8 protein-coding genes are annotated in these 16,976 nt (G+C 41.7%); 4 read left to right on the forward strand and 4 right to left on the reverse strand.

Annotated features, from left to right (window positions below; genetic code table 11):
• Positions 1–2: 2 nt before the first annotated feature.
• Together ABD873_RS02950 and ABD873_RS02955 are read right to left on the reverse strand one after the other, a co-directional pair.
• Positions 3–3,086: a SusC/RagA family TonB-linked outer membrane protein gene (locus ABD873_RS02950; RefSeq protein ID WP_345064430.1), complete on the reverse strand. Its 3,084-nt coding sequence runs from the start codon at positions 3,084–3,086 to the stop codon at positions 3–5.
• Between the two features lie 23 nt (positions 3,087–3,109).
• Positions 3,110–4,555, reverse strand: a complete 1,446-nt coding sequence (locus ABD873_RS02955; RefSeq protein WP_345064433.1) for an IPT/TIG domain-containing protein — start codon at positions 4,553–4,555, stop codon at positions 3,110–3,112.
• Positions 4,556–5,084: 529 nt separating this feature from the next.
• Here ABD873_RS02955 and ABD873_RS02960 point away from each other — a divergent pair.
• The gene (locus ABD873_RS02960; protein ID WP_345064436.1) at positions 5,085–6,317 is read left to right on the forward strand and encodes a glycoside hydrolase family 76 protein; all 1,233 of its coding nucleotides are present in this window, start codon (positions 5,085–5,087) and stop codon (positions 6,315–6,317) included.
• A gap of 14 nt (positions 6,318–6,331) precedes the next feature.
• On the opposite strand, the gene ABD873_RS02965 is transcribed toward ABD873_RS02960, so the two are convergent.
• Positions 6,332–7,096 (reverse strand): response regulator transcription factor, encoded by a 765-nt coding sequence (locus ABD873_RS02965; protein WP_345064439.1) that lies wholly within the window; start codon positions 7,094–7,096, stop codon positions 6,332–6,334.
• Positions 7,080–10,244, reverse strand: coding sequence for a ligand-binding sensor domain-containing protein (locus ABD873_RS02970; protein WP_345064442.1), 3,165 nt, complete (start codon positions 10,242–10,244; stop codon positions 7,080–7,082). Before ABD873_RS02970 ends, ABD873_RS02965 begins: the two co-directional genes overlap by 17 nt.
• 217 nt (positions 10,245–10,461) lie before the next feature.
• Here ABD873_RS02970 and ABD873_RS02975 point away from each other — a divergent pair, with 217 nt between their 5' ends.
• Genes ABD873_RS02975 through ABD873_RS02985 form a run of 3 tightly spaced genes read left to right on the forward strand, consistent with a single transcriptional unit; the run spans position 10,462 to position 16,874 of the window.
• Positions 10,462–12,507, forward strand: coding sequence for a beta-L-arabinofuranosidase domain-containing protein (locus ABD873_RS02975; protein WP_039052913.1), 2,046 nt, complete (start codon positions 10,462–10,464; stop codon positions 12,505–12,507).
• A 24-nt stretch (positions 12,508–12,531) separates the two neighbouring features.
• Positions 12,532–14,364 carry a glycoside hydrolase family 2 protein gene (locus tag ABD873_RS02980; RefSeq protein ID WP_345064449.1) on the forward strand — a complete coding sequence of 611 codons (1,833 nt, stop codon included), beginning with the start codon at positions 12,532–12,534 and terminating at the stop codon, positions 14,362–14,364.
• 32 nt (positions 14,365–14,396) lie between these two features.
• The gene (locus ABD873_RS02985) at positions 14,397–16,874 is read left to right on the forward strand and encodes a glutaminase family protein (protein WP_345064452.1); all 2,478 of its coding nucleotides are present in this window, start codon (positions 14,397–14,399) and stop codon (positions 16,872–16,874) included.
• Positions 16,875–16,976 lie beyond the last annotated feature (102 nt).

Consider the following 16,976-nt stretch of genomic DNA (forward strand, 5'->3'; position numbering starts at 1 on the left):
TATTATAGATTGACGTTGATACCAAAAGTGAATGATTTTGCCAGAGGGTAGTCTTCACCTCTAGGGGTAGCCAATTCTGGGTCCCATAGTTTGAATTTTGCCCATGTCAGCAAGTTTGTTCCTACAAAGAACAGTCTGATATTGCTGGTTCTTATGCGGTTTGCGAACGTCTTAGGTAGGCTGTAGCCTATATCCAATGTTTTCAGACGCAAATATTGTCCATTACGGAGCCAGAATGTGGAATTGCGGAAGTTGTTCGGATTAGGGCCGTAGCTCAGACGAGGGTAGGAAGCGTTTGGATCTTCGGTAGAAGGATCTCCCGAAATATCGGCCGAAATCCATCTGTTATCTCCCATGATACCTTTAAGAACTTGTCCCCATTCACCTTCACTAAAGGCATATACAGTCTTCCCATAGGTGAAGAAGGAGGACTTACCGGCTCCTTGGAAGTGGAAGCTGAAGTCAAAATTTTTGTAACTCACGGAGGTTCCTAGCCCGTAGATGAGGTTAGGTCTTCGCGTAGATCCAATAGCCACGTTGTCGCCATCATCAATGACGCCATCGCCGTTGACATCCTTATATTTGATATCTCCGGGCTGATAAGTTCCGAAATTTTGTTTTGGGCTATTTCGGATATCGTCGTAATCTTTGAACAGCCCTAGTGCTATGAGACCTACATTTTGATCCACGCGATAGCCTTCCATATTTTGATATTTATAAACATTGTTAGTTTGATCTCGTTTCAAGACTTCGTTTTTGCTGTATGTCATATTGGCCCTTGCGGTGATGTTTACCTCCCCTAGGCGTTGTCTAAACTCAAAACGTCCATCGAAGCCTCGAGATCTTACAGCTCCTACGTTGGCACTAGGAACGCTCTCTAACCCTACAATTTCGGGAAGGAACTCCCGACGCATATAAATACCGGTTCTTTTCTCATCAAAAAGGTCTATATAAGAGATGAATTTTTCTCTGAAAAGAGCGATATCAAGTCCCAGATTTTGTTTTTCAGAGACTTCCCAGGTTACATACGGGGAAGCCACTTGGGTGAACCGCATACCTAAATAAGCACGATCCAAACCATAATCTGCCCATTGATAAACGTTGCTGGATGTCTGTCCTATAGTGTAGAGATAAGGGAAACGTGTTCCACCCGCTAGCTGATCGTTGCCCACTCTTCCCCAAGAGTATCTGACTTTTAAAAGGTTAAGCCATGATAACTTATCTTTGATAAACGGCTCTTCAGATATATTCCATGCAGCGGAAGCCGCCGGGAAAAATCCGTATTGGTGATTTTTGGCGAAATTTTCAGAACCGGTATATCCAAAGTTAAAATCTACGACGTAGCGCATCTTCCAGTTGTATGTAAGACGTCCTGCTAGCGCTTGATTTCGTCGCGAAATACCGTTTTTGATGTCGTCTCCTAGGTTTACGGTACGTACCAATGCATCGCGTGTAAATAGGGCTACGGCACCTACATTATGATTTCCGAATGACCGATCGTAGTTGAAGCGTATATCATAAAATTCACGACGTTCGCCATCGGCAGAGCTGGATTGGAAAAGTTCACGCGGACCGGCAATGAGACGAAAAACCAATTCTCCATTCTCATCTCTTGTTCTTTCTGCCAGCCATTGTTCTGGCCATTTGCGACGCTGAATATTGTTGTTGTTTTGAGTATCGAATCCTATAATTCCTCTCACTCTCAATCCATGGGTGATGAAGTTTAAATTTTGTTCTATAGTTACGTTGGACTGGATTTTATTTGTCCAGTTTTCATTGAAACCGGTTTGGGTCGCAATGACCCAAGGGTTGGTCATATGACCTGTCCCAACGGCTGGAACGTAACCGTTAGAGTAAGTTACGGGTGTCCGGATTGGGGAATAGCCAAAAAGTACTCCCCAAAAGTCTACATCTCCTAGGCCCGGGCTATTTCTTTTACCCAAAGATCCAGCTACTCCTACTTTCAGAATGGTAGTGGTCGACAGGTTGACGTCCGTATTTAACCTGAAGTTGTAGCGATAGTAGTTAGCGTTGGTGTTGTAATCCTTTCGTAGAGTTTCGTCAGTGTGATACATTCCTCCTTCGTTTACGTAACTGCCCGAAACGAAATAGCGGGCGGTACTTCCTCCGCCACTCATGTTGAGGTTTACCCTATAGGTCATAGCACCGTCCTTCAATAGCAGTTTTTTCCAATCTACGTTAGGATAGAGATCGGGATCTAATCCTAAGCGAAGGATTTCGAGCTCTTCCGGTTGATAGATAGGTTCAAAATTGCGAGTAATACGGGCCTCGTTCAGTAGGTTGGCATAGGTAAAACCATCTTCAAATTCCGGTGTTATCGTACGCGTATTATAGATAGTTTCGTCTTTGACATTGATGTTTACACGTCCTTCTTTTCCATGTTTGGTAGTGATTAGGATTACACCATTCGCGCCTTTGGATCCATATATGGCTGTCATGGCAGCATCTTTCAGTACGGTGAACGATTCTATATCCTCAATATTGATATCGTTGATATCACGTTCTATGTTGTCCACCAACACTAAGGCACTCGTTCCTCCACCGAAAGTGGATATTCCTCGAATCCAGAATTCAGATATGTTTTTTCCTGGTTGTCCGGACACCTGCATAGCCATCACTCCCGGAACATTTCCTGCTAGGGCGTTGGTAATACTGGAAGTAGGGTTGGATTTAAGGTCATTGACATTTACGGAGCTTACGGCCCCTGTAGTTACCAATTTCTTTTGTGTTCCTGTTCCTGTTACGACTACTTCTTCGAGCACACTAGCTTCAGCTTCTTCTAATACTATGTTCAGCGTTTTTTGATTCACAAGAAGCACCTCTTGCTTCTTGTATCCAATAAAATTGAAGACTACAGTTTTATATTGTTCGACCTTAATCTTGAATTGTCCTTTGGCATCAGATACAGTTCCTAAGCCGGGCGCATCTTTGATAAAGATGCTGACGCCTTGCAAAGGTTTCTGGTTTTGGTCTGTCACCACACCGGTCAATTCAAACTTCTCTTGCGCGTAAAGTTGAAAAGTGCAGAGCAACAGTAATATATAGAGTACAAAAGTGCTTTTCATATGATTCTTAGGTTAAAGAATTATTAATCGATTTCTTCCAACGCTATTTTTCGGATACGGTGATTCATATAATCTCCAATATAGAAGGCGCCTTCTTCTTCGTTGTATGCTATTCCTGTAGGTCTGTCGAAGCGGGCTTCCTGTCTGAGGTCTCCATCCACATAGCCGTAAGGGTTATTGTTGAGACTGGAGCTTCCTCGTCCAGCAAAGGTGGTTACGTTGCCTTCAGGGGTTAGTATACGCACGCAGTGGTTGAGCTGGTCGGTGAAATAGAAATCATATTGATCGGGTTTCCCTGCAGCTACATAGTCCGGATTCTTGACGAATACTCCTTGATAGGGTTGGTTAAGTCGTGCGGAAGAGCCTACACCGTCCGCATAGCCGGGGCCTCTTACCTGTCCACAGACCAAATAGGGTTGGTTGAATCTTTTTTTCTCCCAATTATAATCTACACGAAGGATGTAGGATTGGTTGATAACTACTATATAAGCATAATTACCTGTAGGATGAATGATGATTTTGTATTCCCATTGTGGGTCGTGGACAACGAAAAGTTGCTCAAAATCTTTTACTCCCAGTCCCGACTCAAAGTATTTGTTGAGGTCAAAGCGGAAAAACTGTCCTTTTTCATAGCTGTTGAAATATAGCTCACCGTTGACAGGGTGTACGGAAGCACCATTACACTGCTTATAGGTGGTTAATACCTCTCGATCTTGCCAGTTTCTGTCACGCGATAGTCTATAGGTCGCACGGTCATTTTCGCCACCACGGTCTTCGGCCACAATCATATACTTGTGATCTAGGGTAAAGTCTACACTGCGAGGTCTATCTAGATCGGATCGTACCTTAGTCACGGTGCTGTCTTCAAAGTTGAAGAGATACAATCCATTATTAAAGTCAAACACAGCCCAAAGATGTTTGGGATTGGCTGGGTCGAATTTGAAAAAGGATTGATTCCAAAAACCGCTAGCCATCTTGTTTGGATCAGGATCTTTGAACTTACCATCTTTCCAAGGTTCATCACCGCGTTCGTTGCGGTAACCTATAACTGTGGAAACGACCATTTTGCGTTCATATTGAAAGCGTGTTGTAGCTTTTCCTACTACCTTGTTGTCTTTAGGCCCCACACGCACCTCAATATCACCGCTGAAGGCTTTGCGTGGTACAAGACAATACAAAGCATCACCAGTGGAACTAATTACTTTTGCTTCCTTACCTCCAATCAGCACCGTTATCATAGACGGGTCCGTTCCAAAATTTTTACCGTAGATGATTAAGCGCTGTCCCATTCCTCCCGATTTAGGTTGAAAGTCTTCGACAACAACGGGCTGCATGGGGTCGAAAGGTACAGAGGAAGAAGTCGTGTTCTGTTCTTCCGATTTACATGACCATAGTCCTAAAATCCATATGAATAATACTATGTATTTACGAGAACTATGAGTTACATTGAACATATCATTGTTTCTCATATACTTATAATTGGTTATCACTAGTCATTCAATAGATAGGATATCGAATGTGCGTTCTGTAATGTTTACAATTGGTTACCGACAGATTATATCGGGATATAATTATTTCTTTTGCGTTACAGTTTATTTAAAATACTTATAGCTAAAATGTCTTTGTGCTAGGATTTATAATTGATTACTCAAATTTAAAGTATAATGAAAGAGAGATGAGAGGCAAATTTTCTCATTAGAGAGTTATTTTGTTTCAAATATCTTAGCAAAATAATGCTTATTTTTATATTCCACATTCGGTTAACCAAATACGATTTAGCAGGATAGTAAACCTTAAATATATTTTATTATGAAATTGAGCGTTCGTATCGCCCGCAGGTGGTTGTATGGTCTCCTTTGCTTAGCAACAATTGGATTATCTTCTTTTAATTTAAGTGATAAAAAATTAAATAGTAGTATATCGGTTGATGATTTCTATCGAGGCGCAAATCTTTATGATAAGGCCTTGAAGCACTTTTTTGTCTCAGAACAATTTATAATGTATAGATACTATAATCCATTTGAACAGGTGCGGGGAGGAGAGAAGGCGAGTGTATGGATGTACACCTCTGCCATAGAAGCCACAAACTCTTTATTAAGGGCTTTATATAAGCATAAAGATTCTATCTCTATTCGTAAAGTTGCTTATTATGAAGGCCTTTTAGAAAAGCTGTATGACAATGCTGCTTATTATCTGGGGACTTTCACATATACTTCTTTTACACAGACCAAAGAATGGACGGTTTATGCGGTCAATAGGGCAGAAGAAAAAGGAAAAGCCAATGTGACGGGTATATTGAATGTATACGACGATCAAATGTGGTTGGTACGTGAACTCCTTGAGTCATATGATTTGACACAGAATAGCAAATATCTAGAGCAGGCCGAATATCTTACAGCATATGTTTTAGACGGTTGGGATGCTACTCGCGATGAAGAAGGAAACGAACATGGAGGAATATCATGGGGGCCGGGCTATGTGACAAAACATGCATGCAGCAATGGGCCTATGATCAGTGCTCTGGTCTGGCTACATGAACTATATAAGAAAAAGAACGATAAGGTAGTCTATAGATATATCGATTCGAGAGACAGAAAGACTCGGAAAGTAAAGAAGCTTCTTAAGAGAGACTATTATTTAATGTTTGCTAAGAAAATTTATCATTGGCAGAAAAGACATTTATTGAATGACCAAGGTGTTTATTGGGATATGATGGGGCAATGTGCGCCGGATTGTCAGATTCGTTATGAAGAGGTAGGAGGACAGAGATATAGGGGGCACACACAATTGTTGAAGGCAACAGGAAAGCCATACTCTTACAATTCAGGGACCATGCTTTCCGGAGCCGCCGATCTTTATCGGGTGACTAAGCAAAAAGATTATCTAGACGATGCTAAGGCTCTGGCAAAAGCCAGTTTCCTTTATTTTGCAAAGGCAGACAAGCAGCTCAAAGGGTACTATTCTTTTCCTACGGATGGTTTTAACAATTGGTTTCATACCGTACTGCTAAAAGGCTATACAGCTTTGCTGCCCTACGATCCTTCGGTATTAACATATGTGCAGGCTTTTCGGGCAAACCTCAACTATGCTTATTCTAATTATTATAAGGATGGGATACTGCCTAGGGATTTATTAGGCGGCTGGGATAAGGATTCCCGGAAGAACAATGTAGAAGGCATGTTTATGTTTTCGTATGTAACCCAATATGCGTTGTTTGCCACTTATCTTTAGTCAGGTATAGCCTGTTATGATTTTTTGTTTTGAAATTCACTAGGCGTAATACCAAACTGTTTTTGAAAGTTTCGCGAAAAATGCTGTGCCGAGCTATAACCGAGCATATTGGATATTTCGTATATCTTAAGGTTACCTTGGGCAAGTAATTCGGCGGCTCTGCGCAGTCTTGTGAGATTAATCAACTCATTGGGTGAAAGGCTGGAAACTACATTTATCTTTCTGTAGAGGGTAGGACGGCTCATACAAAGGATATCAGCCATTTTATCCACGTTGAATTGGGGATTGTCTAAGTTTTGGAGTATGATTTCTTCGATTTTTTTGAGAAACTCCTTGTCATTTTGATTTTGGCCAATCTGTTGTATTTGCGAAGTAGGATTTTTAATGAAGAATTCTTTGATGCGGGTTCTGTTTTTCAGAAGACTGGCCAGCTGTGCTCTTAGAAAGGCTAATGAAAATGGCTTTTCAATATAGGCGTCCGCGCCCTGTTCAAGACCTTTGATTTTGGATTCCAGTGTGTTTTTTGCTGTAAGCAGGACGATAGGTATATGTGCTAAGCTCATGTTGGATTTTACCTTTTCGCAAAACTCAAAGCCATCCATCTCGGGCATCATCACATCGCTGATTACGAGGTCGAAGTTTTCCTGTTCCATCAAGGTGTATGCATCTACCGCACTTGTACATTTGGTGATATTATAATCTTCTGCCAAGTCGTCGGCAATAAATTCCAATAATTCGACATGGTCGTCTATCAACAAGAGATTAGCTTTCGTATTCATAGATATGAGTTTGGTTTAGTGGTAGTACTAAAGTAAAGGTATTCAAATTTTTATTATCTACTTCATATTTTAACGTTCCGTGGAGTTTAAGTGCCAAGGATTGGCTTAATGCTAAGCCCAAGCCGCTTCCCGGAATGCTTTTGCTTCGTTTCAATCTGCTGAAGGGTTCAAAAATATAGGCTCTATCATCTGGAGGAATGACCTTTCCGTCGTTTTTTATCGTGAGAATCAATGACTCTCGCTTGTCATCTTGCTGCAGTACTACTTCAATATACGCATGTGAATATTTCAGAGCGTTGTTCAATAGATTTGTGCAAATTTTTTCATAAGCTTCTACATCTATATAGCATTCCAGATGTTGAGGAATGGAAGAGCGCAGGGTTTTATTTTGAGATTCCAACGTTACCTTAAAATCGGTTATTATATCTTGGGTAAGCAGACCTATATTTTTTTTCTCAAATTTGAATTTGAATGCCTTGTTGTCTACCTTTCTGAAGTCCAACAATTGGTTGCTCAATTCTATTAGCCTCTCTGTGTTGTTTTGAATTGTTTGGAGTAATTTGTCCGTCACGGGATTAGCAGGAATTTTCAGGATTAACTTCTCCAAAGGTGCTTTTATCAGGGTTAACGGCGTTCTGATTTCATGTACCACATCGGTATAGAAGTCCATTTTAGCTTGATAGAGTTGCTGTTCACGAAGGTTTTGGATTTTCAGCAGGTGTTGCTGGTTTCTTTGTTTGACTTTCTCTTTGAAGTGATAAGCTATAAATGCTATCAGCCCGATGAACAGAAGAGCATATATGATAAAGGCTGGTATACTAGCCCAGAAAGGAGGTAAAATTTTTATTTTCAGTGTTCGTATAGAAGAGATGGGGTTGCCGTTAGGGTCTTCTGCTTTCACGACAAACTCATAAGTTCCGGGCAATACTTTGGTAAAATGTGCTCTGTTGGCTTGCGTCACTGTCACCCAATCCGTATTGACGCCTACAAGTTTGTAGCTATAACGTATGGACTTAGGAGCATCATACTGTAAGGCCGTAAAATCCAAACTAAAGGATGATTGATCGTATTTCAATACCACTTCATCCGTAAAGAGAATGGATTGTGTGAGAACAGTGTTTTCTGTTCTGAGGTCTATTTCTTTGTTATTTACCAATAGTTTGGTAATGAAAATCGGCGTGTTTGGGTTGTAATTGATTTTGTTAAGCTTTTCGGGAGAGAAGCGTATTAACCCGTTTATGGTGCCAAAATAAAAGGTACCTTCTCCATCATCGAATGCTGAATTATAGTTGAACTGTATAGCAGGTAGCCCGGATTCTAAGTTAAACAGGCGATGATGTTGTGTTGAAGGGTTATAGCGTATTAATCCTTTGGAAGTACTAATCCAAAGGTTGCCTTGTCGATCCTCTAGGATAGCCAGTACAATTTTGCTGGGAAGATGGAGGTTCACCGCTTTCAGCTGATGCTTCCCACTTTTATCTTTGATGATTCTTGCCACTCCTCCCTCTGTGGCTACCCATATCGTGCCTTTACGATCTTGAAATAGGCAGTTAATCTTATTGTTAGGTAAAGAATTATCTTGCTGTGGGTCATGAACAAAATGTATGTGCCCCGGACTGTCGGGATTATACATGTAAATACCGTCTCTCCAGGTACCAAGCCATATGTTTCCTTCCCAATCTTCCGTAATAGTGGTATAGGAATTATTCAAGGGAACGTTGGTAATCTCTTGGAAGGTGTTGGATTTATGATCGAACTTATAGTGTCCTTGCGTAGAAGCAACCAACACTTCTCCCTTACGGTTTGTGTAGAAATAGTATAAAAAGTTGCTTTTCAGGCCGGAATTGTTCTTACCATCGGGTTCGATGTGGGTGACAACCCTTTTCTTATTGGTATCGAAGATGTCCATGCCATATACAAAGGTGCCTAGCAATATTTTTTCGTCCAGTGGAAGTAACCCATGAATATTATTGTTGGTGAGAGCAGCATTGTGTTCGCTATAGTTTTCAATTTCTCCTGTCGAGGGATTTAATTTGCTAAGCCCTCCGTTTTCAGTTCCTAGCCATATATTGCCTTGCTTGTCTTTCGCTATGATACGTACTACAGTACCTAAAAGCTGCCCCCCTTGTTTGGAAGACATGAATTTCTCGATGAGGTTGTTGTTTTCATTATAATAATTGACGCCACCAAAGTAGGTTGTTAGCCAGATGCCGCCATCCCTGTCTTTAACGATACTGTAGAGCGCGTTGTCCGAAATTCCCCAAGGGTTGTCTTCCGACTTGCGGATATTGGTAATTTTTTTTGTATCCGTATGATAAATAAACAATCCCGATTCGGTGGCAAACCAGTATTCGTGGTCGTTCTTTATAAGGATATCACGCACATATAAGAATTGATTCAGCTGCTGTAATCCTAAAAACCAATCGACTTTTTTGTCATATAAGGTTAATCGGGCAACCCCGGCCTTTGCCGTGCCGATGATAAGGTTGCCGTCCTTATCTTCCGTTATTTTTTGGATGCTGTACCAATCTGAGTTGCCGTAAAGTTTTGAAAAGTCAATGATTTCGGTATAGCAACCTTTATCGCTGACGGCGAAAATCTGTCCACTTATGGTTCCTAAAAATATTTGTCCATTTTTCCCGCAGTGAAGAGCCGTGGCCGAAATACGGTTATGGATTCTTTCGGTAGCGTTTTTTTGTGGTATATGATGATGAACTATACCATCAGCAATAAACCAAATAGTATTATGGTTATCAATGACGATGACAGGCACATCCGCATTTGCAAATTCTTTGTTTAGCAACCGGAAAGATTCTTTGAATGGATTGTAGATGTATATACCTTGGTCCGTGCCTATCCAGATATTTTTATGCTCATCTTCAACCAAAGAAATGATGTTGTTGGCTATGGTGTTTCTTACCTCATTGAGAATGTCAAAATGTTTGAAATTGTTGCCATCGAAACGGTCCAGACCATCCTTTGTTCCAAACCATAGAAAACCAAAGCTGTCTTGCATACTGCAGATAACCGTATTGTTGGATAGCCCGTCGTTTATCTGATAACGGTTGAAATAATAGGGCTGGGCTTTACCGTGCGGTAAACATCCCAAGAATATGACCCAACAAAACCATATCTTTAGTCTGTACATCTATCTGGCTGTTGATTTATAATTGGTGATAAACTTTTTCTTCGTGATGTCTATTATTTCAAAAATAGATAATCCTTTTAATTAAAAAAGGAATTGCAAGGATAAAAACGTATTGATACAAAAAGATATTTTTTTGAGATAAAATGCTATTTTTCCTTGCTAATGGCTGATTATCTTTGATAAACAATAGAGATACTAATTATAAACCTTTCTATCCATGCTAAGACTTACATTTTTAAGTGTATTTATGGTCCTTGTTTGTGCTGTAAGCCGGGGTCAGCAGGAAAGTGCTGAGTCGGTTTATGCGTTGCCTATTACCCCTACAAATGTCAATTATGTCAACAACAAGGCTCCATTACGTAAAAATGTTTTGATTAAACTTCCGGTAGGAAGTATACGTCCGGCAGGATGGTTAGGAAGATACCTAGAATTACAGCGGGATGGCTTGACAGGAAAGCTTGGAGAGATTAGTGCTTGGCTTAATAAGAAAAATAACGCTTGGCTCAGCAAGGACGGCACGGGCGATTACGGCTGGGAGGAAGTACCTTATTGGTTAAAAGGATATGCCCATTTAGGCTATATCCTGAGAGATGAGCAGATACTAAAGGAGGCGCAAATATGGATAGAAGGTGCTTTGAACAGCCAGCGACCAGATGGTTATTTCGGACCTCTTATTTTAAAACATAACAAGCCGGACCTCTGGGGCAACATGATCATGCTATGGTGCCTGCAATCGTATTATGAATATAGCGGAGACCAACGTGTGATAACGCTGATGACCAGATATTTTAAATGGCAGCATAGTCTTCCGGATAGTTTTTTCTTGAAAGATTATTGGGAAAATAGTCGAGGAGGAGACAATCTTCTTTCGGTATATTGGCTTTACAACAGAACGGAAGGTAATGAGTGGCTGCTAGAACTGGCAGATAAGATTCATCGCAATACGGCCAATTGGAGAAAGCATAACGATCTTCCCAATTGGCATAATGTCAACATAGCTCAAGGCTTTCGTGAGCCGGCGACTTATTTTCTGAAAAGTCATGCCCAAGAAGACCTGTTGGCGACCTATCGTAACTTTAATTTTGTCAGGGAGATTTTCGGACAGGTGCCGGGAGGTATGTTTGGCGCCGATGAGAATGCCCGTCCGGGATACACGGATCCACGTCAAGGCGTAGAAACCTGTGGAATGGTAGAACAGATGGCTTCCGACGAAATTTTGTTGGGAATAACGGGAGATCCGTTTTGGGCAGACCATGCGGAGGAGGTGGCCTTCAACACCTATCCTGCTGCGGTAACAGCAGACTTTAAAGCCCTAAGGTATATCACTAGTCCTAATATGACTATCAGCGACAGCCGCAATCACGCTCCAGGTATAGAAAATAGTGGCCCTTTCCTGATGATGAATCCTTTCAGTTCGAGGTGTTGCCAACATAATCACAGTCAAGGATGGCCCTATTATGCCGAACATCTTTATATGGCGACGAATGATAATGGCATCGCAGTGGTGCTGTATGCGGCTTCGACAGTTAATGTCAAAGTAGCTCGACAAGAGGAAATTCAGATAAAGCAAATATCCAACTATCCTTTTGAGGAAAGCATCCGCTTTGAAGTGATAACCAAAGGAAAGAGAGTAAATTTTCCTCTTTACCTTCGCATCCCCCAATGGGCTCAAAATCCTCAGGTGTCGGTCAATGGTAAAGTCTATAGTGTGAGAGAGGGAGCCAAATATTTTAAGGTTGATCGTGCATGGCAGGATGGCGATAAAGTGATAGTTCATTTGCCAATGCATATCACCTTCAACAGGTGGGAAAAGAATAAAAAATCGGTAAGTATAAGCCGTGGCCCTTTAACCTATTCACTCAAGATCAAAGAAGAGTATGTACCCAAAGACAGTAAATCTTCGGCTATAGGGGACTCGCGATGGCAGGAAGATGCCGACGCCAGTAAATGGCCTTCCTACGAAATCCTACCCGGCAGCGAATGGAACTTCGGTATTGTGGAAAGTGAGCTGCAAAATGTCCATAAGCTCAAAGTCGTAACACGCGAATGGCCAAAAGATTCCTTTCCTTTTGAGGCGGATGCTGTACCTATATCCATCTTTGTGAAGGCCAAGCAACTAAAGGAATGGGGTATAGACCGTTATGGTCTTACGGCAGAACTGCCGGAAAGCCCTATCGTTACAGAAACCAAAGAACAACTTATAGAACTCATACCTATGGGAGCAGCACGCCTCAGAGTATCTGCATTCCCGGTAGTCAACTAACATTATTACAATTAAAGTATTCAGATGAAAAAGAAGATTTTATTAGCATGTTTATTGCTGGCTTCGCAGTTCTCTTTTGCCCAGGATTGGAAGCCTGCAGGATCCAAAATTATGACCTCTTGGGGGGAAAAGGTGAACCCCGAAAATCCTCATCCGGAATATCCAAGACCTATCTTGGTCAGAGAAAACAATTGGCAAAACCTTAATGGATTGTGGAATTACGCCATCACTGATGCCGACAGAACAGCATTTCCGGAACAGTGGGAGGGTAAAATCCTAGTGCCTTTTGCCGTAGAATCGGCCCTGTCAGGGGTAGGTAAAACTGTAGGGAAAGACAAAGCTTTATGGTACCACCGTACAATAACCTTGAACAAGAATGTCAATAAAGATAATATACTCTTACATTTTGGTGCTGTAGACTGGCGCTGTGACGTCTATGTCAACGGCAAGCATGTAGGAACGCATGAGGGCGGCTTTGATCCTTTTACCATGGATATTACTTCCTTTGTGAAGAAGGGTGCTAAACAGGATATAATATTAAAAGTATGGGATCCAACCGACGATGGTCCTCAACCTCGTGGTAAGCAGATAAAAAATCCGCATGGTATATGGTATACCCCAGTTACTGGAATATGGCAAACGGTATGGGTCGAGAGTGTGCCTAAATCCTATATTGTTAAGACCAAGCATACTCCGCAATTTGATGCAAAGAAACTGACTGTAGAGTCTTTCGTCACCAATGAAAATGCAGGTGACCAGATAAAGGTAGTGGTGCTCGACGGACAACAAGAGATTACGCAAAAGACAGGTACTGTCAATACCGCTTTGGAAATCGATGTGCCTAATCTTCAGGCTTGGTCTCCTTCTAATCCTAAGCTGTATGATTTGGAAATACTACTGCTTCGAAAAGGTAAGGTTATAGACAAAGCCAAAAGCTATTTCGCGATGCGCAAAATTTCGATGCAGAAAGATGCAAACGGCATTCAACGTATGATGCTTAACAATGAATTTGTCTTTCAGTTTGGACCTTTAGACCAAGGATGGTGGCCGGATGGTTTGCATACAGCACCATCGGACGAGGCATTGAAATTCGATGTTATCAAAACTAAAGAAATGGGATTCAACATGATCCGCAAGCATATAAAGGTGGAACCTGCACGCTGGTATCGTCATTGCGACAGCGTAGGAATATTGGTATGGCAGGATATGCCAAGTGGAGATTTAGGAGGTAATGCTTGGGATATGCAGCCGGGAAAAATTTCTGGAAATAACAGAGATAAGCAACGTTCGCCGGAATCTGAAAGCTACTATCGTAAGGAATGGAAAAATATTATGGAGGCCTTACACAATTATCCGTCAATTGTCGTGTGGGTGCCTTTCAATGAAGCTTGGGGACAATTCAAAACCAAAGAGATTACGGAGTGGACCATGAACTTCGATACATCACGTCTGGTAAACAGTGCCAGCGGCGGAAACTTTATGTATACAGGACATATCCTTGACATTCACAATTATCCTGATGCGGCTATGCCTGACCCACATGTCTTTGGCGATAAGCAGATCTTGGCTCTTGGAGAGTTTGGTGGATTAGGACTGCCTGTGGAAGGTCATACATGGCAACAAAAAGACAATTGGGGTTACCAGACCTTCAAAAATAAAGAAGAATTATTTAATCGCTATAAACAGCTGATCGATAAGCTGGATAAATTAATTCCTATGGGGCTTTCTGCAGCCGTGTATACGCAGACTACGGACGTAGAGGTAGAAACGAATGGCTTGATGACATACGACAGAAAGGTCATTAAAATTCCGGAAAGTGAGCTATTTAAAGTGCATAGTAAATTATACAAACATTAAAACCTAAACCGGTCTCAAGATTAAATGATATCATGAATTTTAAATTGAAAATTACACTTGTAGCTATCTTTTTGTGTGCTTTTTTAGGGGTATCAGCACAAAGGCAGGCAAACAGAAATGAGCTTCGTGCTCCTGCCTTTCCGCTGATAACCATTGATCCTAATACCAGTGCTTGGTCCTATAGTGATAACCTATACGATGATGCAGTGCGTCATTGGACAGGTAAGCCTTTTCCGCTATTGGGAGTACTGAAAGTCGACGGCGTAGCATATAGATTTATGGGAAAGGAAGACATTGAGCTGGAAGCCATCGCCAAAATGGCGGAACAGGCTGGGTGGTCCGCAAAATTTACGATGCAAGAACCTTCCGCCGACTGGATGAATGTTGACTTTTCGGATGAAGGATGGAAAAGAGGAGAAGCTCCTTTCGGAACAAAGGATAAAGAGCCTGCAGCCAAAACAGATTGGCAGGAACCAAAAATATGGGTACGTAGGGAGTTTTACCTGAATGAGGATTTGCAGGGGAAACCTGTCTACGTGGAGTTTACCCACGATGATGATGCCATTATCTATGTAAATGGAATAGAAGTGGCCAACACCGGACAGGCGACAGGAAAAAATAGAAGGGTAAAACTGCCAGAAGCTGCGGTAAAAACTCTTAAAAAGGGCAAAAATGTGTTAGCCGGATACTGTTATAACCGCGTAGCTAATGGTTATTTCGATTTCGGACTATATACAGAAAAGAAGAATAGTGTGATATTTCCTCAGGCAGCCAAACAGTTGTCAGTAAATGTGCAGGCCACACAAACGCACTACGAGTTCGATTGTGGCCCCGTACGCCTTGAGGTTTCTTTTATAGCACCTCTATTGCTGGAAAATCTGGATTTGGTGTCTCGTCCTGTAAACTATTTGGCCTACACAGTGAAATCCTTAGACGGGAAAAAACACCAGGTACAGCTGTATGTGGAAGCCTCTACTAACTGGGCGCTAAACCATCCTCTGCAAGAGTCCACGTTGGCACAATATAAGTCTGGAGGATTGGCATATGTTAAGACTGGTAGCAAAAGTCAGGAAATCCTCGGCAAGAAGGGGGATGATCTCCGTATAGATTGGGGATATTTTTATATGGCTGCCGATGCTTCCAAGACAAGAACCGCCACAGGAGATGGACTAACCTTACGCTCAGCATTTATGAATGACAACAAACTGGACTCTTCAGATAAAGGAAGACAGCTGGTCTTAACGCAAAACTTTGCGGTGAGTAAAAGCTATTCCGACAAGATCCTGTTGGGATATGATGATATATATTCTATTCAGTATTTCGGACAGAATTTAAGGCCCTATTGGAATAGAAATGAAGATAGCTCTATAGAGAAACAATTCGAAGCTGCCCATAAAGAATTTGCAACATTAAGGACCGCTTGTGAAAAGTTTGATGTGGAGTTGTGGAACACGGCCATGCGTGTAGGCGGCAAAGAATATGCATCGTTGACAGCGCTCGCCTACCGTCAGTCTATTGCTGCCCATAAACTTGTAAAAGCTCCTAATGATGATTTGCTGTGGCTTTCCAAAGAGAATGACAGCAATGGCTCTATAGGTACTGTGGATGTGACATATCCTTCAGCTCCTCTATATTTATATTATAATCCTGAGCTGGCTAAAGGCTTACTCAACCACATATTTTACTATAGTGAAAGCAAGCGATGGAAAAAGCCTTTTGCGGCGCATGATGTCGGCACTTATCCGCTTGCCAATGGACAGACCTATGGGGGTGATATGCCTGTGGAAGAGTCCGGAAATATGGTTATCCTAACCTATGCGATAGCGCGCATGGAGAAGAATGCCGAATATGCCAGAAAACATTGGGAAGTATTGACCACCTGGACAGACTATCTTGTCGAACATGGACAGGATCCCGACAACCAGCTGTGTACGGATGACTTCGCAGGCCATTTTGCCCATAATGCCAACCTTTCTGTAAAAGCTATTGTAGCCATAGCTGCTTACGGTCATCTTGCCAAAATGTTGGGAATGAATGATGTGGCGAAAAAATATATAGCTAAAGCCAAAGAGATGGCTTCAATATGGAAAGTGATGGCGGCAGATGGCGACCACTATAAGCTTACCTTCGATAAGTCCGGGACCTGGAGCCAAAAGTATAATCTGGTCTGGGATAAGATTTTAGGGATGCATATTTTTGATGAAGACATCATTCAGACGGAAATCCAATATTATCTTACCAAACAAAATAAGTATGGTCTGCCTTTGGATAACAGACGTACTTACACGAAGACAGATTGGATTATGTGGACCGCTACCATGGCTGAAGACATAGATACTTTCCGGAAGTTTATCACTCCAGTATATAACTTTATGCATGAGACCACAGACCGTCTGCCAATGTCGGATTGGATTTATACGGATAAGCCAGTTCGTGCCGGCTTTAAAGCCCGTTCGGTAGTGGGGGGCTATTTCATCAAAATGCTAGAAGAAAAAATCAATAAACAATAATAAATTTAACTAGCTTTGGGTAGGTAACCTCATCAATTGGATGAGGTTACTTTTTTTATTGTTTTATAACAAACAATTTGAGAGTTCGAATTGTTATACCAA

The sequence above is a fragment of the Sphingobacterium thermophilum genome (assembly GCF_039541675.1).
GTDB lineage: Bacteria > Bacteroidota > Bacteroidia > Sphingobacteriales > Sphingobacteriaceae > Sphingobacterium > Sphingobacterium thermophilum.